Genomic DNA, 19,546 nt, shown 5'->3' with positions numbered 1-19,546 from the left:
CGCGACCAGGCTCATAGATTTACGTATCTCGACAAACGGCATACTTACGAAAAACGTTGTGACTCCTGTCACGAAGCGTGGGGGATTATCTCAGGAAATAGGGCTTTGGTGGGGGTAGATGTTTCTTAATGGTTAAAAAGTAATTAAAAAAACTATTGAAATGTGAATGTAATCGCTTACCTGAAATAAAATTACGTAATACTTTCAGGGGGAATCGATTCATCTCGCAGATAAAAAAACTTGACGCCAGGAGCGGCGGAGGAAAACCTCGACCAAACCCCTGGCGAGATGAACGATTAGTGGATCTGCGGATCGGCCGGTGAGGCGTTATTGCGGATCTCGGCAATATCCATCGCATTGAAGACATAATGACTACCGCAATAATCGCAGTGCATGTCGATTTCTCCTTCATCGGCCAGAATACTGTCGATCTCTTCATCTGGCAGCGTTTTCAGCGCACCAGCGCAGCGTTCGTAGGAGCAGGTGCACTTGAACTCCACGCTCTGCGGCTCGTAAACGGTCACTTCTTCTTCGTGGTACAGACGCCATAGCACATCGTTCGCAGGTAGGGTGAACAACTCTTCAGCTTTGATGGTTTCGGTTAGCGTGCTCAGGTGTTCGAAATCAGCCGCCTGCGCGTCTTGTGCGGGCAGAACCTGCAGCAGCATGCCGCCAGCCATCGGTTTGCCTTCGTGTTCGCCGCTACGAATGATCAGTCGAGTTGGCAATTGCTCAGAGCGCTGGAAGTAATCTTCCAGGCAAGCCGCCAGCGTATCGCCTTCCAGACCGACAACGCCCTGATAGCGCTCGCCTTCGTCTGGAGAGATAGTAATGACCAGATATCCGTTACCCACCATCGTCTTCAGGTCGGCCCCTTCCGGGATCTCGCCCTGCATGCGAGCCACGCCGCGCATCTGCTGTTGGTTGTTGCCGTTAATTACTGCCAGCGATAGTGGACCATCGCCCTGCAGTTGAACGGTAATATCACCGGCAAACTTCAGCGTTGCGGTCAGCAGGCTGGTGGCGACCAGCAGTTCTGCCAGCACGGTTTTAACCGGCTGCGGGTAGCTATGGTTTGTCAGAATCTGTTCTAAAGTTTCTGAAACTGTTACCAGCTCACCGCGCACGGCATAGTTTTCAAACAGATAGCGATGTAATTGATCGTGTTGAGTCATAATAATCTCTCTTGCTGGCCACAGTTATTCACTATCGCCGTGTTTAAATCTCATCAGGTCGCGGCGTTCTTTCTTATCCGGACGTCTGTCGGGATGCGGCATGGTTAGCGCGTTCATTTTTCGCGCCAGCGCCATTTTCTCGCGTTTCTCGATGCTCTCTGCCGTCTCGTCGTAGAGCGCGACGGCCTCACTGGCAGGCCTGCGCTGTTCGGTAATGCCTTTTACCACGATGGTACGCTCATCATTGCCCTGGCGGAGCATCAGGGTGGCGTTCAACTCGACAATTTTCCCCGGCTTGCTGCGCTGGCCGTTGTAGTGCACCTTGCCGCCTTCGATCATCTCGCGCGCCAAGGCGCGGGTTTTATAAATGCGGGCTGCCCAAAGCCATTTGTCCAGCCTGACGGCTTCGACGGGTTTTTCTTTCATGGCCTCTCCTGCGGGGTCAGTGAGGGAATCAGATGTCGGTAGTCATTTAGCCCTGGATGGCGAGCGTAGCTTTTTTCAGCCAGCCCGGAATCGGGGTTGGTTATGCCCAGGCAATAACGAATGCCAAACTCTTCGGCCGCATCCAGAATCGCCTCGTTGTCGTCAACAAAGAGCGTTTTGCGCGCGTTGAAGCCGGTTTCCTCAGCAACGGCACGCCACAACCGCTGATCTTCTTTCGGATAACCAAATGTGTGGGTGGAAAGTAATAAATCAAGGTGCGCATCCAGCCCGGTGTGCTTCAGCTTTACCGCCAGATTATGTGGATGGGCGTTAGTCAGCAAAATACGGCGTTTGCCGCTGGCTTTAAGCGCATCAAGGAACGGAACGGTATCATCACGCAGTGCGGCTCGTGGCCCCTGCTCGCTGGTCATCGCACAAATATCCAAACCCAGGCGCTCGCTCCAGTAGTCCAGGCAGTACCAGTTTAGCGTATGTTGCACAGCGTGATATTCCTGGTACATCGCCTCTCTGGCTTCCTGCAGGTTGAGGCCTTGCGTCGCCCCCCAGGTTTCCGGAACCAGTTTTTGCCAGAAATAGTTGTCGAAGGCGAGGTCGAGCAGCGTGCCGTCCATATCCAGCAGAACGGTATCAACCTCCTGCCAGGCGATATCAAAGTGCATGGTAAGTCTCCAACGAGGGGGGAATTGCGCGACAGGGTATCACACCGCGTCGCGCAGAGAATTAATCTTGCGGGTCTGGAGAGGAAAGTAGAACCGGATTCAGGCAGCTTTCGTAATACTTCTGGATCTCTTCCTGACGCTGACGGTGACGCTGGTAGCGACGAATTGCCTGGATACCGTGATACCCCATACAGCCCAGCATCACCAGCAGCAGTAAAGTTGTTCCCAGATAACGCCACAGACCGGTGCGGTCGGGAATACGGTGCAGGTTGATATGCTGCGTGCCGTTGGCATCGGTATAAAGATTTGTGACGATTCCTTCCGCATGAAACGATGTATGCATCAGCATTCCCGCCAGTCGCTGCAGTTCGTTCCACTGTTGGTGAGCGGGGTAATCGTATAGTCCGGTCGTCGGCCATGGCTGATTCACCAGGTCGCTGCCTTCATCGCTGGCAATTAAAAAACCACCAGGGGCCGGACTGTTTAGCGCTTGGGCCGCACGTGACGTTTCACGGCTGACAAACGGCGCGGTGGAGGTGGTGACCAGATTCTCCAGTGATTCTGCGCTTACCGGGCGTAGCAGCACGTTGACGCCATCCAGCTTGCCCGTATTGGCGCGTTTGGTCAGAGTTTCCCAGTTGCGCGTGTTGCCAAGGTTAACCAGCGCATTTTTCAGGCGAACGCAGTCGTCTTTCGCTGAACACAGGTCACTTGTTTTTATGACGATATCGCCAAAGTCGTCGAGCAGTACCATCCCGGATTTCTGAATAGCGGAACGCAGCGCCGGGCTAACGCGAGATTCATCATTCGACTCGGGATGGAGCTGGCGTTGAACGGTTTGCATCAGTGCGCTGGCCTTACTGACGATGTCGGATTCCGGCAGCGGCAGGGGAGGCGCATCATTCCAGATGATTTGCGAACAGTCGAAGGGCATAAACGGCGAGTTCTCTTTTGCCGTCCAGGTTCCTGGCGTGTGGATATTACACATGCCGGTTCCTTTCAGGCGCAGCGTATCGCCGATGCGGACCTGCGACTTATCCAGTTGGGCAACCGTTGTGGCTTCGATAGTTTGCGCACCTTTCAGCCACGACAGGGTGAACTTAAAGGGCATATTCAGCGGCACGCTTGCCCACAGCATCACTACCACCAGCAGCGCTCCTGCGGCAATAATCGCACTACGTAGCCAGTACTGAAGCGGGAAGTTTTTAACTTCATCATGCAGCGACAGGAAACGCCCCTGGCGAACGACGTGACGGCTGAGGTAGATGTCTACATCCGTTTGTTGGCCGAGATCCTGCGTAATCCACGGTTGCCAGTGGCGCGGATAGATCAGGTCGATAATACCGAGGGAGATATTGTTGATATGTTCCTGGTTATTTTCGCCAAATAATCCCCAGCGCTTGGGCATGCCGCGCAGGCAGTGAATTTCTCGTAGCGACATTTTGCGCGGCGGAGCGTAGATACCCCAGACACCAGCGAGTAGCAACAGTAAACCACCGCCTAATAGCCACGGGGAAAACACATCGGGGCTTATCAGGCTGCAATAAAACAGCAGGAAAGCAGCAACGATCAGAACGGCTTCACGAAGGCCGTCGGGGCGGCTGAGCGCATGTTCTTCCGATGTTTCCGGACGAATGCTTAGCAGTTCAATCTGCTCGCTCTCTTCCCCACGAATCGATGCCTGGGTTGCGGAGGTGCGTTCGAGAGCAAACCCGAGAGATTCTTGCGGATAGTCGCTTAGCGTTTGGCCATTAAGGGCAATGACCAGGGGCAGGCTATCGGTTGGAATTAATTCAACGCTGTTTTCATCATTGATATGTTGTTCCCAGAACGGAGGAAGATGAATTTCCACTGAATCAAGGAAGTAGCGCCATTTATTCAGGTCGTCAGTGTTGATGCCATAGCGAGTAATTGCGCGAGTAACGGTAAAAACGGTGTCACTCTGTTCGTTCAACGCGATATTTACCGGTGCAATACTGGCACCTGAGGCTGGCAATTGCTGATTGCGGCTGAGGCCTTCGAGGTATTTTTCTACGGCGCTACGCTCTTCATCAGAAAGCTTGCGCGTCGCGGCGTCACTGAAGGCATGCAACAGAGGAAGGCGGCGGCGTCTGGCATGCGATCGATACCACCAGCCTATAAGCAACGCGCAGATTAGCAGAGCTGTCAAAAAAATCAGAAAGGTGCCCATGCCCATCCCATCATAGTTATTCTTTTCTTACTGGTATCGTTGGTTGCCATTCACACTTAAGTAAACCAGGTGTACGCAATCGGCATCTGTCATGTAAAAACGGGAAAAATCATTGTGTAGCACAGCAGCATACAACCTTATCAAAAACGTTAAAATCCAGGAATCGGTAAATTCTCAAATACCATTCAACCTATTGACTTTTTGGTCTTTGTATCAATTACATCTAAAACTATAAAGTTGCAACTATGTAAATTAGTGGCGAATTGAATTGCCGAAACCGTGCTGCGTGTCGCACAATGACCTCTGTAATCACAGCATAGACCGATGACAATGAGCAAATCATTACAAAAACCCACCATTCTCAATGTTGAAACGGTAGCGCGTTCGCGACTTTTTAACGTTGAAAGCGTGGACCTTGAGTTCAGCAACGGCGTTCGCCGGGTGTATGAACGGATGCGGCCCTCTACTCGTGAAGCCGTGATGATTGTGCCGATTGTCGATGACCATATTATATTGATTCGCGAGTACGCTGTTGGGACCGAGTCCTATGAATTAGGCTTTTCGAAAGGCCTGATTGACCCGGGTGAAAGCGTGCTCGAGGCTGCCAACCGTGAGCTGAAAGAAGAGGTCGGTTTTGGCGCGCAAAAGCTGACGTTTTTGAAAAAGTTGAGCATGGCCCCATCTTATTTCTCCAGCAAGATGAATATTCTGGTGGCGGAAGACCTTTATCCGGAATCACTACCGGGTGATGAGCCAGAGCCGCTACCGCAGGTTCGCTGGCCGCTATCGCAGCTAATGGCGCTGCTTGATGAAGAGGACTTTCATGAGGCTCGTAACGTCAGTGCGCTGTTCCTGTTGCGCGAATGGTTGCAGGAGCAGGGCCGACTGTAGCCAGTCGCGAAATAAAGTATTAAGCAAAGAAAAAGCGCCCGCAGGCGCTTTTTTTGTCAGAACAGTTCGTGGGTTTCGCCGCCGCCATCGGTGATGGTGGTGCCGACTTCATGAACCGCCTGCTGGGTGGGCTGGGTGCCTTCGATAAAGTACTCAGCGCGGCTGTTACCTCCGCTGGCCAACTGGCCGGTGCTGCGGTCGATATTCACCGTGATGATGCCCGGCGGCGGCGTTAACGGCTCCTCCGGTACGCCTTCCAGAACCTTTTTCATAAAATCATCCCAGGCCGGCTGGGCGCTTTTGGCTCCACCCTCGTAGCCAGAAATCTGATCTTTGATTGCGCCTGAGGCGGTTGTACGACCCAGATCGCGGCGGTGGTCATCAAAGCCAATCCATACCGACGTCACCACGCCAGGGCCATAGCCGGAGAACCACGCATCTTTCGAGCTGTTGGTGGTCCCTGTCTTACCGCCGATATCGTGACGTTGCAGGTCGCGACCCGCACGCCAGCCGGTACCCATCCAGCCGGGTTCGCCGAAAATATTGGTGTTAAGGGCGCTCTTGATCAGGAAGGCCAACGGCGTATTGATCACGTGCGGCGCATACTCAGGAGCGCCACTCTGCGCGACCAGTGACTGGTTGGCCTGCTCAAGCTGTGGCTGCGGCGGAACGCTGGCGTTTTGCGGTTCCTGGGAGGTGGCAACGTCCTCGACGTCTTTATTTTCCAGCACGTCTGATTTTGGCGTATCACCGTAAATCACTGGCGAATTGCACTGCGGGCAGGCAATTTTCGGTCGTTCTTCGAAAATGACGCCGCCCTGATCGTTCTCAATTTTACTGATGAAATACGGGCTAACCAGGAAACCTCCGTTCGCCATCACCGAATAACCGCGAGCGACCTGTAACGGTGTGAAAGACGCTGAACCCAGCGCCAGTGATTCGGTTCGCACGATGTTCTGTGCCGGGAAGCCGAAGCGCTGGAGGTACTCTGAGGCGTAGTCCACGCCCATGGCACGCATGGCGCGAACCATGACGACGTTCTTCGATTGACCCAGCCCCTGGCGTAAACGGATAGGACCAGCATATTGCGGAGGTGAGTTTTTCGGCCGCCAGTCAGAGCCAGAACCCGCATCCCAACGGGAAATAGGCACATCATTAAGCATGCTCGCCAGCGTTAAGCCTTTATCCATCGCTGCAGTATAGAGGAACGGCTTAATGTTAGAACCGACCTGGCGTAAGGCCTGAGTCGCACGGTTGAACTTACTTTGGTTGAAATCAAAACCACCGACCAGCGCAATAATCGCGCCGTTTTGCGGGTTGATGGATACCAGCGCCGAGTTCACATCCGGTACCTGAGACAGCCACCAGTCGCTGCCGACCTGGCGGACCCAAATTTGTTGCCCGGTTTGCAGGACATCGGTCACTTTGCGCGGTGTAGCGCCTTGCTGAGTATCAGAAACAAACCGACGCGCCCAGCGAACCCCTGACATATTCAGCGATACCGACGTTCCGTTGCTCAACAGAGCAACGGCCTCCTGCGGATTTGCCGAAGTGATTACCGCCGGGGAGAGAGGGCCAGAGCCCGGTATCTTTTTCAGCGCAGCAATGATTTTCTGGTTATCCCATGGCGTTTCACCCACTTTCCACAATACGCTGGCCGGGCCGCGATAGCCGTGGCGCATATCGTAATCCAGAACGTTGTTACGTACCGCCTGTTGGGCAGACTGCTGGTTTTTCCGGGTGATGGTGGTGTAGACACGATAACCATCTTCATAAGCCAGTTCGCCATAGCGATTGACCATTTCCTGACGCACCATTTCGCTGAGGTAGGGGGCTGAGAAGGCGATTTCCGGCGCATGATAGCGTGCGTCGATAGCCTGGCTGCGCGCCTGATCGTACTGCGACTGCGTGATGTAGCCTTCACTCAGCATACGCGACAGAACGACGTTACGGCGGGCGGTGGCGCGGTCCATGGAGTAGAGCGGGTTAAAGGTTGAAGGAGCTTTCGGCAAGCCCGCAATCACTGCCATCTCGCTCAGAGTGAGCTGATCGACGGATTTACCAAAATAAACCTGCGCGGCTGCGCCGACGCCATAGGCGCGGTAGCCGAGATAGATTTTATTCAGGTACAGCTCAAGAATTTCGTCTTTATTGAGCAACTGTTCGATGCGGATTGCGAGAAAGACCTCTTTGACCTTACGTATCAGCGTCTTTTCTGGACTCAGGAAGAAGTTACGCGCCAGCTGCTGAGTGATGGTGCTGGCACCCTGTGAGGCGTGACCGGAGAACATGGCGACGCTGGCGGCGCGGAAAATACCGACCGGATCAACGCCATGATGCTCATAAAATCGGCTGTCTTCAGTGGCGATAAACGCTTTTATTAGCTCAGGTGGTATTTGCTGCAAGGTGACAGGGATACGGCGTTTCTCGCCATATTGCGCAATCAGCTCGCCATCCGCACTGTAAACCTGCATCGGGATTTGCAGACGCACATCCTTCAGGGTCGCGACGTCAGGAAGCTGCGGCTCTATATATTTATAGAGACCAAAAATCGAGCCTGCTCCCAGCAGTACGCAACAGACTGCAAGGATGAAAAGATACTTTACGAACTTCACCGGAGATTTCTCATTTAGTTTTACTTGGGCAGTTTATAAACAAACGCGCAGTAGTATAAAGGCAAGCCTGGTGCATTGATATAGCGAACCATATTGGCGGATAAGGAGATCGTAGGCATGGCTTTTAGAAACTGGCGCATAGGAATGCATATTCAGCAGGACCGTATTGCCATCGTAGCGCTGTTGTTTGAACGCTCCCGCTGGGCACTGCGGCGCTGGTGGATTATTCCCCTGACGCCCGGCACCGTGCGTCAGGGAGTGGTTGTCGACGTTGAGGCGCTGGCCCGACAGTTGCAAAGCTGGCGGCGCGAGCTGCCAATGCAGCATCAGGTTTGTATTGCGCTCCCGGCGGCGCGCACGTTGCAAAAGCGTTTGCCGCGTCCTCAGGTCTCGTTAAGAGAAAGCGAACAGGCAACATGGATCAGCAGCGCGATGGCGCAGCAGTTGGAAATGCCAGCTTCCTCATTATGTGTTGATTATTCGGCTACCGGAACGGGTGATGGCTGGCAGGTAACGGCGGCGCAGCGCTTAGACGTTGACGCGCTGCGTCGCCTTGCGGAGCGACTCAAGTTAAGCGTCGCCGGAATTGTTCCGGATGCCAGCGTACTCAGCGCCTTTTTTCCCTGGCTACCGGCTGAAACTCATGGACTGGCATGGCGAGATGAATCGACCTGGCTGTGGGCTACCGCAGATAACTGGGGATGGAATTTATGCAGCGAAACCCCTTCTTTTCTCCGGCTGGTTTCACAGGTTAACGCCGGTGAGTTTCGCCTCTGTACTTCCGAATCGTTCGACGGGCAAAGCTTTGATGCCTGGAGCGTAATACATCGTCTGCAGCCTCCGCTTCCGCCCTGTGGCGATAGCTTTACGGTTGCGCTGGGCCTTGCGTTGGGTGCGCGTTAACGATGAGCCAGATTGTTAACTTTCTTCCCTGGCGTGAAACCCGTCGACGGCAGCGTCTGCGTTCGGGAGGATTATTACTCGTCGGGTTCCTGCTTGTTCTGCTTATGGCGTGGTTCGCATCACGAATGAACAGCCGGGTCAGTCACTCGCTTGAGGCGGAGAGAGCGAGTGCCGAAAGCCAGCTTTATAACGCGTTCCAGCAGCGTGAGCGTGTTATGCGTCAACGATTACAGCAGTACAAACGGCTCCGTCAGCGCCAGCAGCGCCGAGAGATAACCGCAGCATGGCAGCCAAGATTGCTGGAGGTCGCTGCCCGCTTACCGGAGCAGGCCTGGCTCACCCGTCTGGAATATCGACAAAATGCGCTCACGCTTGGCGGGCTGACGTTAAACCTGAAAGCATTAACAACCCTGGAAAAAGCGCTGGAAGGCATTAGCGGCTTTCATCCGGCCAAAGCGGGTGAAACCCATCGAGATAGCGAAGGGCGCTGGTTGTTTAGCTTTTCTATGGCGGGAGAGCGCACAGATGCGGGTGAACACTGAGAGCTGGCTAACGGACGGCAAAATTCTGTTCGTGCTGTCCATCGTTTTAGCTCTCATCGTAGGGGCTTTTATGTGGCTACAAACCTCGCCGCCAAAAATACACTCTGGCGGCTCGCTGCGAATACAAGAACAATGGCGAAAACTGTTGCCGCTACAGGCTGCGCTGAACAGTACCAGAACGGACGAAGCGAAAACCGAAACCTTTACGCCGCTTGATCTGCCAGTCGTCGGAGCGGTACTTGTATCCTGGCGGCCAGTTGGGCGGGGTGGTGAGATGCTGCTGGAGGTTAACTGGCAATCGGTACCCGCGCTGTTTTCCTGGCTGGCACGTTGCGGGATGCAGGCTACGGCATTTTCACTGCACCCGGAAAAGCAGACCCTGCAGCTGACCCTGCAGCTGGAGGCGCAAGATGCAGAGTAAGTGGTGGAGTTTACTTTTGCTGCCGCTCCCGCTGATGGCTGGAGGACGCGATCCATTCCAGCCTGCGGTTGATGGCTGTCGAACGGCACAATTGAGCCAATGGCGCTACGGTGGAGCTATCAGCGATCCGCAATTGCATATTGGCATTTTGCAGGACAGCGCCGGGAAGTGGCGTCGAGTAAGAGTGGATGAAACGTTGCCGACAAACTGGCGAATCACGCTCCTGACGGCGCAGAGAATTGAAATAACTACGGGACCAGGATGTGAACCCGCCCAGTGGGCCTGGCAGCGTGAAGGAATAAAAAATGATGCGATGGATAAGCCTGCTGTTTCTGCTGTTGCCACTGATGGTAATGGCGGCAAAAAAAGATCAACCCGTGTCGCTGGTCGTCGATGACGCACCGGTAGCTCAAGTATTACAAACTCTGGCGGAACTTAAACAGAAAAACCTGGTAGTGGCACCGGGCGTCAGCGGTACGGTATCGCTACATCTAAAAAATGTCCCCTGGCAACAAGCGCTGCGTTCCGTAATCGATAGTGCCGGGCTGACGTTAACCCAACAAGGTACGGTGCTGTATGTTCACACCCTTGCCTGGCAAAATGCGCGACAGGTGCAGCTTGAAGCGGAAAGAGATAAACGTTTACAGAATCTCCCTCTACAGGATCACAGTGTGGCCTTGCGTTATGCTGATGCGGGGGATCTCGCTAAAGCCGGAGAGAAATTGCTGAGCGCTCGCGGACATCTCACCGTCGATACACGAACCAATCGTCTGCTAATTCGTGATGATGTCCAGCATATCCCTGTCTTGAAAGCATGGGCGCTGGAGATGGACTTGCCTGTCGGTCAGGTAGAGCTGGCGGCGCATATTGTCTCAATGAGCGAAACCAGCCTGCGCGAGCTGGGGGTGAAGTGGAACCTGGCCGAAGCCAGCAGTCCGCCAGGATCGGGTAAATTCACCACCTTAAGCAGCAACCTGGCGGTCGGCGATGCCAGTACGCGAGTGGGATTCAATATCGGGCGTATTAACGGGCGGCTATTAGAACTGGAGCTTTCCGCTCTTGAGAAAAAGCAGCAGGTACAAATTATCGCCAGTCCACGACTGCTGGCTTCACATATGCAGCCCGCTAGCATCAAACAGGGGAGTGAGATTCCTTATCAGGTTTCTAGTGGTGAAAGCGGTGCAACTTCCGTTGAGTTTAAAGAGGCAGTGTTGGGGATGGAGGTTACGCCGACGGTGCTACAGCAAAATCGGGTGCGTTTAAAACTCAGAATTAGCGAAAACACGCCAGGACAAATTCTTAAACAGGAAAATGGCGAAGCGCTGGCTATCGATAAACAGGAAATTGAAACACAGGTCGAAGTGAAAAGCGGTGAGACCCTGGCCTTGGGAGGAATTTTTTCGCAAAAAAATAAATCTTCTCGCGATGGTATTCCCCTACTTAGCGACATCCCATGGCTTGGGCAATTATTTCGCCGTGACGGCAAAGATAACGAACGACGTGAACTGGTTGTCTTCATTACTCCACGTATACTGGCAGTGAATTAAGCGGTTTTTTCATGCTAAACACATTTCAGGTGTTTGACGTGAGGACGGATTTAGCATACAAGGGGTACCGATTTGAGAGTCGGGTACGACATCAATCCTCCCTTATATTGTCCGGTGATTTATTCTGTTGCCAAACCAGCCGGAGTATTGAGATAATTTTCAGTCTGACTCTCGCTCTATTGCATATGAGGTTTCAGTTCATGTCCTGCTGCGTTGGATCTTTGCGAAGCGGGTTTATCATTAACGAATAGTCTTAGTAGTACCAAAAAAATGGCAGAGAAACGCAATATCTTTCTGGTTGGGCCTATGGGTGCCGGCAAAAGCACTATTGGGCGCCAGTTAGCCCAACAGCTCAACATGGAATTTTACGATTCTGATCAAGAAATTGAGAAACGCACTGGCGCTGATGTGGGTTGGGTCTTTGATGTAGAAGGCGAAGACGGCTTCCGCGATCGTGAAGAAAAAATCATCAATGAGTTGACGGAAAAACAGGGAATTGTGCTGGCGACTGGCGGCGGCTCTGTAAAATCCCGTGAAACGCGTAACCGTCTCTCCGCCCGCGGCGTGGTGGTCTACCTGGAAACAACTATCGAAAAGCAGCTTGCCCGTACACAGCGCGATAAAAAGCGTCCTTTATTACAAGTTGATGCGCCGCCTCGCGAAGTTCTTGAAGCGTTGGCAGATGAACGCAATCCGCTGTATGAAGAGATTGCTGATGTCACTATCCGCACCGACGATCAAAGCGCAAAAGTGGTAGCAAACCAGATTATTCATATGCTGGAAAGCAACTGATTCTGGCTTAATAAAGTGCGTCAGAGTAAAAGCAACTGAGGTGGACGTCGCGTTATGGAGAGGCTTACTGTAACCCTCGGGGAACGTAGTTACCCGATTACCATCGCGGCTGGTTTGTTTAACGATCCAGCTTCCTTCCAGCCACTGCAATCAGGCGACCAGGTTATGCTGGTCACCAATGAAACGCTGGCGCCGCTTTATCTGGATACCGTTCGTTCCGTACTGGAGCAAGCGGGAGTAAAAGTCGACAGCGTGATTCTTCCCGACGGTGAGCAGTATAAAAGCCTGGCGGTGATGGATACTGTTTTTACCGCTCTGTTGCAAAAACCACACGGCCGCGACACGACGTTAGTGGCGCTCGGCGGTGGGGTGATCGGTGATTTAACTGGATTTGCCGCGGCCAGCTATCAGCGTGGCGTGCGATTTATCCAGGTCCCTACTACGCTGTTGTCGCAGGTTGATTCCTCCGTTGGCGGCAAAACGGCTGTAAACCATCCTCTCGGTAAAAATATGATTGGCGCCTTCTGGCAGCCAGTTTCTGTCGTTGTCGATCTCAACTGTCTCAAGACACTACCGACGCGCGAACTGTCCTCCGGTCTGGCTGAAGTCATAAAGTACGGCATTATCCTCGATGGCGAATTCTTCGATTGGCTGGAAAACAACATTGATGCGCTGATGGCGCTGGATGAAAAAGCGATGGCGTACTGTATCCGTCGTTGTTGTGAGCTGAAAGCTGAAGTAGTCGCGGCCGACGAGCGCGAAACCGGGTTACGTGCTTTACTCAATCTTGGACATACTTTTGGTCATGCGATCGAAGCTGAAATGGGCTACGGTAACTGGCTGCATGGTGAAGCTGTGGCTGCCGGTATGGTGATGGCGGCGCATGTGTCCGAGCGTTTAGGGCAGTTCAGTGCACAGGATACGCAGCGAGTTATTCGTTTGTTGCAGCGTGCTGGTTTACCGGTGCATGGGCCGCTGGAGATGGCGGCAGACGCCTATTTGCCTCACATGATGCGTGATAAAAAGGTACTGGCTGGCGAGATGCGGCTGGTGCTACCGCTCGCAATAGGGAAAAGCGAGATACGTGGCGGAGTGCCGCATGATGTTGTTCTTGACGCAATTGCTGATACCCAGCAGGCGCAACAATAAGAAGGTCTGGCCGCGTTCGCGCGGCGTTATCATTTCAGGTGACATGCAATAGTCGTGAGCATAAGCCTTTTAGTGGGGTGTTAAATGGATGAATTAAAACCAGAAGACGATATGAAAGCCGATCGCAACGATCGTCGTGCTGGTCGTTCCCGTCAGTCTTCTGAGCGCGATGCCGATCCGCAAATCAATTTTGATGATGTCGATCTTGATGATGCTGACGATGGTCGCCCGACGCGCGGTAGCAAAGCACGCCGTGAGCGCGATGAAGAACAATATGAAGAACAATATGAAGATGACGTAGAGTCTGACGAAGACGATGCCGAAGAGCGTCAGGTTGAACGTCGTCCGCGTAAACGTAAGAAGGCGCCGGCCAAACCTGCTTCCCGTCAGTACATCATGATGGGTGTAGGGATCCTCGTCCTTCTCCTGCTGATTGTTGGCGTCGGATCTGCGCTGAAATCACCTTCCTCTTCATCTGGTGAGCAAACGGCTTCCGGTGAGAAGAGCGTTAGCTTATCCGGCGATCAGGATAATAATGCCCAGCCGACAGCTCAGGATTCATCAGCGACGAATAATTCACAGCCGCAGGATGTCTCTTTGCCGCCAATTGCCTCTAACCCGACTCAGGGTCAAGCAACTGCTGAGCCGCAGGGACAGCAACGTGTTGAAGTTCAGGGTGACCTGAACAATGCGCTGACTCAGCAGCAGGGCCAGATTGATAGTGCCGTGGCGAATTCCACTCTGCCAACTGAACCAGCTACCGTTGCTCCGCTTCGTAATGGTGCTGCCCCGCGCCAGGCGACAACGGAACGTCAGACGGCGGCGACACCGACACCGCGTCCAGCTGAGCGTAAGCATACGGTTATCGAACCAAAACCGCAGGCCACCGCGAAAACGACTGCCGAGCCTAAACCGACTCCAGTCCAGCCGAAGCGTGTAGAAAGCGTTGCGACTACGGCTCCGGCGAAAGCGACACCAGCTCAGCCGACGAAACCTGTTGCAACTGCACAGACTAAACCTGCGCAGCCAACGGCTACTACTACCACGCCTGCCGCGACTGCTACGGCAACCGCAGCTCCGGCAGCGACTGCTGCTGCGAGTAAAAGCACTGGTGATGTTGGCTCTATGAAGTCCGCGCCATCTGGGCACTACACGTTGCAGCTCAGCAGCTCCTCTAACTACAACAACCTCAACAGTTGGGCGAAGAAAGAGAAGTTGGAAAAATATGTTGTCTATGAGACTACGCGTAACGGCCAACCCTGGTATGTTCTGGTGAGCGGTATTTATGCTTCGAAAGATGAAGCTAAACGCGCTGTTGCGACTCTGCCGGCAGATGTACAGGCGAAAAACCCGTGGGCAAAACCGCTGCATCAGGTCCAGTCTGACCTGAAATAATGCTGCTGTGTAGTCTGAAGCGCTGGATGCTGTCGGAGCTTTCTCCACAGCCGGAGAATGTGTAATTAGTTAGGCAGCATGAAAAAGAATCGCGCTTTTCTGAAATGGGCAGGGGGGAAATACCCCCTGCTTGATGATATTAAAAAGCATTTGCCGCAGGGCGATTGCTTGATTGAGCCCTTTGTGGGCGCCGGGTCGGTATTTCTTAATACCGACTTTTCTCGTTATATCCTTGCTGATATCAATAGTGATTTGATTAGTCTGTATAACATAGTCAAACTGCAAACCGATGAGTACGTTACGGCGGCGCGTGAGATGTTCACGCCAGAAAATAACGCCGCTGAACGTTACTACCAGTTCCGTGATGAGTTCAACCAAAGCCAGGAACCGCTGCGTCGCGCGGTGCTGTTCCTTTATCTGAACCGTCATGGCTACAATGGTCTGTGTCGTTACAACCTGCGCGGTGAGTTTAATGTGCCGTTTGGCCGCTATAAAAAGCCCTACTTTCCAGAGGCCGAGTTGCACCACTTCGCTGAGAAAGCACAGCATGCAGAGTTTCATTGTGAATCTTATGAAGACTGTATGAAGCGAGCTGATAACAGCTCTGTTGTTTATTGCGATCCACCCTATGCGCCGCTGTCGTCAACGGCGAATTTTACGGCCTATCATACGAATAGCTTTAGCCAGGAACAGCAGGAGTTGCTGGCAAAAAAGGCGGAATCGCTGGTGAAAAAGCGTATTCCTGTGCTTATCTCAAACCATCGCACGCCGCTCACTCAGGAGTGGTATAAAAATGCCGCTGAGATGCATATTGTGAAGGTTCGACGCAGCATCAGCAGTAACGGTGGTACACGTAAGAAGGTGGACGAGCTTCTGGCTCTGTACCGTCCGCCCAAGACCAAATAAATTTCAAGGAGATGCGGATGAAGCAGTATTTGATTGCCCCTTCGATTCTGTCGGCTGATTTTGCCCGTTTGGGTGAAGATACCGCCAACGTGTTGGCCGCAGGTGCAGATGTTGTGCACTTTGACGTAATGGACAACCACTATGTGCCGAATCTGACCATCGGTCCAATGGTACTGAAATCGCTGCGAAATTACGGTATCACCGCGCCGATTGATGTGCATTTGATGGTCAAGCCTGTTGACCGCATCATCCCTGATTTTGCTGCTGCGGGCGCTAGCATCATTACTTTCCACCCGGAAGCTTCTGAGCACGTCGATCGTACTTTACAACTCATTAAAGAGAATGGCTGTAAAGCCGGACTGGTGTTTAACCCAGCCACGTCCCTGAGCTATCTCGATTACGTAATGGATAAACTGGACGTCATTCTGCTGATGTCGGTGAACCCAGGCTTTGGCGGCCAGTCTTTTATACCGCACACCCTTGATAAACTGCGTGAAGTCCGTCGTCGCATTGATGAATCTGGCTACGATATTCGTCTGGAAGTTGATGGCGGCGTGAAAGTGAACAATATTGCTGAGATTGCCGCGGCCGGTGCGGATATGTTTGTTGCCGGGTCGGCGATTTTCGATCAGCCGGACTATAAAAAAGTGGTTGATCAAATGCGCAGCGAATTAGCGAAGGTTAGCCATGGATAAGTTGCAAACCATTCGCGGCGTAGCGTTTGACCTTGACGGCACGCTGGTGGACAGCGCGCCGGGTCTGACTGCTGCCGTCGATAACGCACTTTATGCCCTGGAGCTGCCGATGGCCGGGGAAGCACGTGTCATCACCTGGATTGGCAACGGAGCTGATGTTCTGATGGAGCGTGCTCTGACCTGGGCTCGCCAGGAACGCGCAACGCTGCGCGCCTCGCAGGGCAAACCTTCTGTTGATCATGACGATATCCCCCAGGCTGAGCAGTTGACGGTTTTGCGTAAGCTGTTCGATCGCTACTATGCAGAAGTGGCCGAAGAGGGGAGCTTTTTGTTCCCGGCGGTTGCCGATACGCTCGGCGCGCTGCACACAAAGGGCCTGCCGTTAGCGCTGGTAACCAACAAGCCAACGCCGTTTGTCGCGCCTATTCTGGATGCGCTGGACATCGGCAAATATTTTACCGTCGTGATTGGCGGTGATGATGTAAAAAACAAGAAACCACACCCGGATCCGCTGCTTCTGGTCGCGAAAAAACTGGGGCTGACGCCTGCTGAGCTGCTGTTCGTTGGTGACTCACGCAATGATATCCAGGCTGCGAAAGCCGCAGGCTGCTACTCAATCGGTCTGACATATGGCTACAACTATGGCGAGTCCATTTCGCTGAGTGAGCCGGATTATATCTTTGACCAATTTAATGAACTCTTGCCCGCTTTCGGGCTACCGTACAGTGAAACTCAGGAATAGAAAATGACTAAGCCCATCGTTTTTAGTGGCGCACAGCCCTCAGGTGAATTGACCATTGGCAACTACATGGGTGCGCTGCGTCAATGGGTAAACATGCAGGACGATTACCACTGCATTTACTGCATCGTTGACCAGCATGCGATTACCGTCCGCCAGGATCCACAACAGCTGCGTAAGGCGACGCTGGATACGCTCGCGCTATACCTGGCCTGTGGTATTGACCCGAAGAAAAGCACCATTTTTGTTCAGTCCCACGTGCCAGAGCATGCGCAACTGGGCTGGGCGCTGAACTGCTACACCTATTTCGGCGAACTGAGCCGTATGACTCAGTTCAAAGACAAGTCATCACGCTACGCCGAAAACATTAACGCCGGCCTGTTTGACTACCCGGTGTTGATGGCTGCCGACATCCTGCTGTATCAGACCAATCAGGTTCCGGTCGGTGAAGACCAGAAACAGCATCTGGAACTGAGCCGCGATATTGCCCAGCGCTTCAACGCTATTTATGGCGATGTGTTTAAAGTCCCTAAGCCGTTTATTCCGAAATCTGGCGCACGCGTGATGTCGCTGCTGGAGCCGACCAAAAAGATGTCCAAGTCAGACGATAACCGTAACAACGTGATCGGCCTGCTGGAAGACCCGAAATCGGTAGTGAAGAAGATCAAACGTGCGGTGACTGATTCCGACGAGCCACCAGTTGTGCGCTACGACATCCAGGACAAAGCGGGTGTTTCCAACCTGCTGGATATCCTCTCTGGCGTGACGGGGCAGAGCATCCCTGAGCTGGAGCAGCACTTTGAAGGCAAAATGTACGGCCACCTGAAAGGCGAAGTCGCCGATGCGGTATCCGGTATGCTGACCGAACTGCAGGAACGCTATAACCGTTTTCGCGGCGATGAAGCTTTCCTGAATCAGGTGATGAAAGAGGGGGCGGAGAAAGCCAGCGCTCGCGCTTCTGTTACCCTGAAAGCGGTCTACGAAGCGATTGGTTTCGTCGCTAAGCCTTAATCTATCTGATGGTTGCCGTCATATTCAAAGCCGGGTGCAATGCATCCGGCTTTTTAATTTGTGATAGCTGTCGTGATTTGATTATTTGCTCCTTGTTAATTATCTTCAGTTTAGTGAAGATATAAATATTCAATTTAGTGAAGATTATAGATGCGTCGGACATTCATTAAAAAAGAGGGCATGGCACTAACGACCCTGGCTCGTTATTTGCTGGGCGAGCAGTGCGGTAATCGCCTGAAAACGATTGATGAGTTAGCGGGTGAATGCGGCTCTTCCGTTGGGCTGACTCAGGCGGCGCTAAAAACGCTGGAGTCTTCCGGGGCCATTCGTATTGAACGCCGCGGGCGCAACGGAAGTTACTTGGTTGAGATGGATAACAAGGCCCTATTGGCGCATATCGATATCACCAACGTCGTTTGCGCAATGCCTCTGCCCTATACGCGATTGTATGAGGGGCTGGCGAGTGGACTGAAAGCGCAGTTTGAAGGTATTCCTTTTTACTATGCGCATATGCGTGGCGCGGACATTCGTGTGGAGTGCTTACTTAACGGCGTTTACGACATGGCGGTGGTTTCGCGCCTCGCGGCAGAAAGTTATTTAACGCAGAGCGGGCTGCGGATGGTAATGGCCCTTGGGCCGCACACCTATGTCGGTGAGCACCAGCTGATTTGCCGGAAAGGTGAAATTGCCAGCGTTCGGCGGATTGGTCTGGATAACCGCTCGCCGGACCAGAAAATCATGACCGAAATTTATTTTGCCGATCGCGATGTGGAACGCGTTTATCTCTCTTACCACGAGAGCCTGAGCCGTATTGCAAAGGGTGAGATTGATGCCGTTATCTGGAACGTCGCGGCTGGTGATGAGCTGACGATGCTGGGGTTGGAAGCCCTGCCGCTAAGGGGCGATCCGCGTTTTTTGCTGGCGACGGAGGCTGTGGTGCTGGCGAGGAGCGATGACTACCCGATTCAGCATCTGCTGCGTGCGGTTGTAGATAAACAGGCGCTATTAGCTCATCAACAACGGGTGGTGAGTGGAGAGCAAGAGCCAAGCTATTAACATTAAGGCAGTGACTATGGAAAACAGGCTCAACTTGCTGTGTGAGGCAGGGATTATCGACCAGGATATTTGTCGCGGAATGATGCAGGTCGTCCACCAACTGGACGAGAAGTGGCATCTTCCCGTCTTTAGCGAGCAGGGGGAAATCGCAATTACTCATATGGCAAATGCGCTGATGCGCAGCCGCCGCGGTGAGGTTATTGAGCCGTTGGATGAGGAGTTTATGGCGGAGATAACCAGTTCGGCGCATTGGGATGAGATTCATCAATTGCATCAGGCGCTGTTACAGGAATTTGACGTCACTCTACATGCTAATGAAACAGGCTATTTGCTGGCTAACTGGTATGGGTTGTGGGGAGCGGCGCAGCAGGCCGTGTGAAGAATATTGGGAATTGGCGCTATGCGACTTAAA

General features: G+C 53.0%; 20 protein-coding genes. 15 read left to right on the top strand and 5 right to left on the bottom strand.

The genetic code is table 11. The features are described from left to right. Positions 1–296: 296 nt before the first annotated feature. The 4 genes from hslO to QVF11_RS23555 form a co-directional block, all read right to left on the bottom strand. Complete coding sequence (hslO, locus tag QVF11_RS23570) at positions 297–1,181, bottom strand: Hsp33 family molecular chaperone HslO (protein WP_287859805.1); 885 nt, start codon at positions 1,179–1,181, stop codon at positions 297–299. 18 nt (positions 1,182–1,199) lie between these two features. After that, complete coding sequence (gene hslR, locus QVF11_RS23565; RefSeq protein ID WP_287859654.1) at positions 1,200–1,601, bottom strand: ribosome-associated heat shock protein Hsp15; 402 nt, start codon at positions 1,599–1,601, stop codon at positions 1,200–1,202. Further along, positions 1,598–2,281 (bottom strand): GMP/IMP nucleotidase, encoded by a 684-nt coding sequence (gene yrfG / locus QVF11_RS23560; RefSeq protein ID WP_112214778.1) that lies wholly within the window; start codon positions 2,279–2,281, stop codon positions 1,598–1,600. The genes hslR and yrfG overlap by 4 nt, the downstream gene beginning before the upstream one ends. Before the next feature lie 61 nt (positions 2,282–2,342). Then, positions 2,343–4,472: an intracellular growth attenuator family protein gene (locus QVF11_RS23555; RefSeq protein WP_142513326.1), complete on the bottom strand. Its 2,130-nt coding sequence runs from the start codon at positions 4,470–4,472 to the stop codon at positions 2,343–2,345. A 330-nt stretch (positions 4,473–4,802) separates the two neighbouring features. On the opposite strand from QVF11_RS23555, the gene nudE reads away from it, so the two are divergent. Then, a complete protein-coding gene (nudE, locus tag QVF11_RS23550; protein ID WP_110275067.1) occupies positions 4,803–5,363 on the top strand; it encodes an ADP compounds hydrolase NudE in 561 nt (186 codons plus the stop codon). 56 nt (positions 5,364–5,419) lie between these two features. Here the strand turns inward: nudE and mrcA are convergent, their stop codons facing one another. Continuing rightward, positions 5,420–7,978 carry a peptidoglycan glycosyltransferase/peptidoglycan DD-transpeptidase MrcA gene (gene mrcA, locus QVF11_RS23545; RefSeq protein WP_287859649.1) on the bottom strand — a complete coding sequence of 853 codons (2,559 nt, stop codon included), beginning with the start codon at positions 7,976–7,978 and terminating at the stop codon, positions 5,420–5,422. A 117-nt stretch (positions 7,979–8,095) separates the two neighbouring features. Between mrcA and QVF11_RS23540 the strand changes: the two genes are divergently transcribed. From QVF11_RS23540 to QVF11_RS23475, 14 genes are all read left to right on the top strand, one after another. Next, positions 8,096–8,881: a type IV pilus biogenesis protein PilM gene (locus QVF11_RS23540; RefSeq protein WP_287859647.1), complete on the top strand. Its 786-nt coding sequence runs from the start codon at positions 8,096–8,098 to the stop codon at positions 8,879–8,881. Positions 8,882–8,883: 2 nt separating this feature from the next. Continuing rightward, the gene (locus tag QVF11_RS23535) at positions 8,884–9,423 is read left to right on the top strand and encodes a PilN domain-containing protein (protein WP_112214774.1); all 540 of its coding nucleotides are present in this window, start codon (positions 8,884–8,886) and stop codon (positions 9,421–9,423) included. Next, positions 9,407–9,844: a HofO family protein gene (locus QVF11_RS23530; protein WP_287859643.1), complete on the top strand. Its 438-nt coding sequence runs from the start codon at positions 9,407–9,409 to the stop codon at positions 9,842–9,844. The genes QVF11_RS23535 and QVF11_RS23530 overlap by 17 nt, the downstream gene beginning before the upstream one ends. After that, positions 9,834–10,241: a HofP DNA utilization family protein gene (locus QVF11_RS23525; RefSeq protein WP_142513322.1), complete on the top strand. Its 408-nt coding sequence runs from the start codon at positions 9,834–9,836 to the stop codon at positions 10,239–10,241. Before QVF11_RS23530 ends, QVF11_RS23525 begins: the two co-directional genes overlap by 11 nt. After that, positions 10,150–11,391 carry a DNA uptake porin HofQ gene (gene hofQ / locus QVF11_RS23520; RefSeq protein WP_287859641.1) on the top strand — a complete coding sequence of 414 codons (1,242 nt, stop codon included), beginning with the start codon at positions 10,150–10,152 and terminating at the stop codon, positions 11,389–11,391. Before QVF11_RS23525 ends, hofQ begins: the two co-directional genes overlap by 92 nt. Before the next feature lie 270 nt (positions 11,392–11,661). Continuing rightward, positions 11,662–12,183, top strand: a complete 522-nt coding sequence (aroK, locus tag QVF11_RS23515; protein ID WP_004106441.1) for a shikimate kinase AroK — start codon at positions 11,662–11,664, stop codon at positions 12,181–12,183. A gap of 54 nt (positions 12,184–12,237) precedes the next feature. After that, positions 12,238–13,332, top strand: coding sequence for a 3-dehydroquinate synthase (gene aroB / locus QVF11_RS23510; RefSeq protein WP_112214770.1), 1,095 nt, complete (start codon positions 12,238–12,240; stop codon positions 13,330–13,332). 84 nt (positions 13,333–13,416) lie between these two features. Further along, positions 13,417–14,727 carry a cell division protein DamX gene (gene damX, locus QVF11_RS23505; RefSeq protein ID WP_287859636.1) on the top strand — a complete coding sequence of 437 codons (1,311 nt, stop codon included), beginning with the start codon at positions 13,417–13,419 and terminating at the stop codon, positions 14,725–14,727. 78 nt (positions 14,728–14,805) lie between these two features. Beyond that, the gene (gene dam / locus QVF11_RS23500) at positions 14,806–15,633 is read left to right on the top strand and encodes an adenine-specific DNA-methyltransferase (protein ID WP_112214768.1); all 828 of its coding nucleotides are present in this window, start codon (positions 14,806–14,808) and stop codon (positions 15,631–15,633) included. A 17-nt stretch (positions 15,634–15,650) separates the two neighbouring features. Next, positions 15,651–16,328: a ribulose-phosphate 3-epimerase gene (gene rpe, locus QVF11_RS23495; RefSeq protein ID WP_110274962.1), complete on the top strand. Its 678-nt coding sequence runs from the start codon at positions 15,651–15,653 to the stop codon at positions 16,326–16,328. Next, positions 16,321–17,070: a phosphoglycolate phosphatase gene (gene gph / locus QVF11_RS23490; RefSeq protein ID WP_287859632.1), complete on the top strand. Its 750-nt coding sequence runs from the start codon at positions 16,321–16,323 to the stop codon at positions 17,068–17,070. Before rpe ends, gph begins: the two co-directional genes overlap by 8 nt. Positions 17,071–17,073: 3 nt before the next feature. Then, positions 17,074–18,078, top strand: coding sequence for a tryptophan--tRNA ligase (trpS, locus tag QVF11_RS23485; protein WP_287859629.1), 1,005 nt, complete (start codon positions 17,074–17,076; stop codon positions 18,076–18,078). A gap of 150 nt (positions 18,079–18,228) precedes the next feature. Beyond that, complete coding sequence (yhfZ, locus tag QVF11_RS23480) at positions 18,229–19,134, top strand: GntR family transcriptional regulator YhfZ (RefSeq protein WP_287859627.1); 906 nt, start codon at positions 18,229–18,231, stop codon at positions 19,132–19,134. 16 nt (positions 19,135–19,150) lie between these two features. Beyond that, positions 19,151–19,513, top strand: a complete 363-nt coding sequence (locus QVF11_RS23475) for a PRD domain-containing protein (RefSeq protein ID WP_142513317.1) — start codon at positions 19,151–19,153, stop codon at positions 19,511–19,513. Positions 19,514–19,546 lie beyond the last annotated feature (33 nt).

The organism is Klebsiella sp., from assembly GCF_027492335.1.
Lineage (GTDB): Bacteria > Pseudomonadota > Gammaproteobacteria > Enterobacterales > Enterobacteriaceae > Klebsiella > Klebsiella huaxiensis.
The sequence above is the reverse complement of the archived record's forward strand: the minus strand, read 5'-3'. Positions and strand labels throughout refer to the sequence as shown.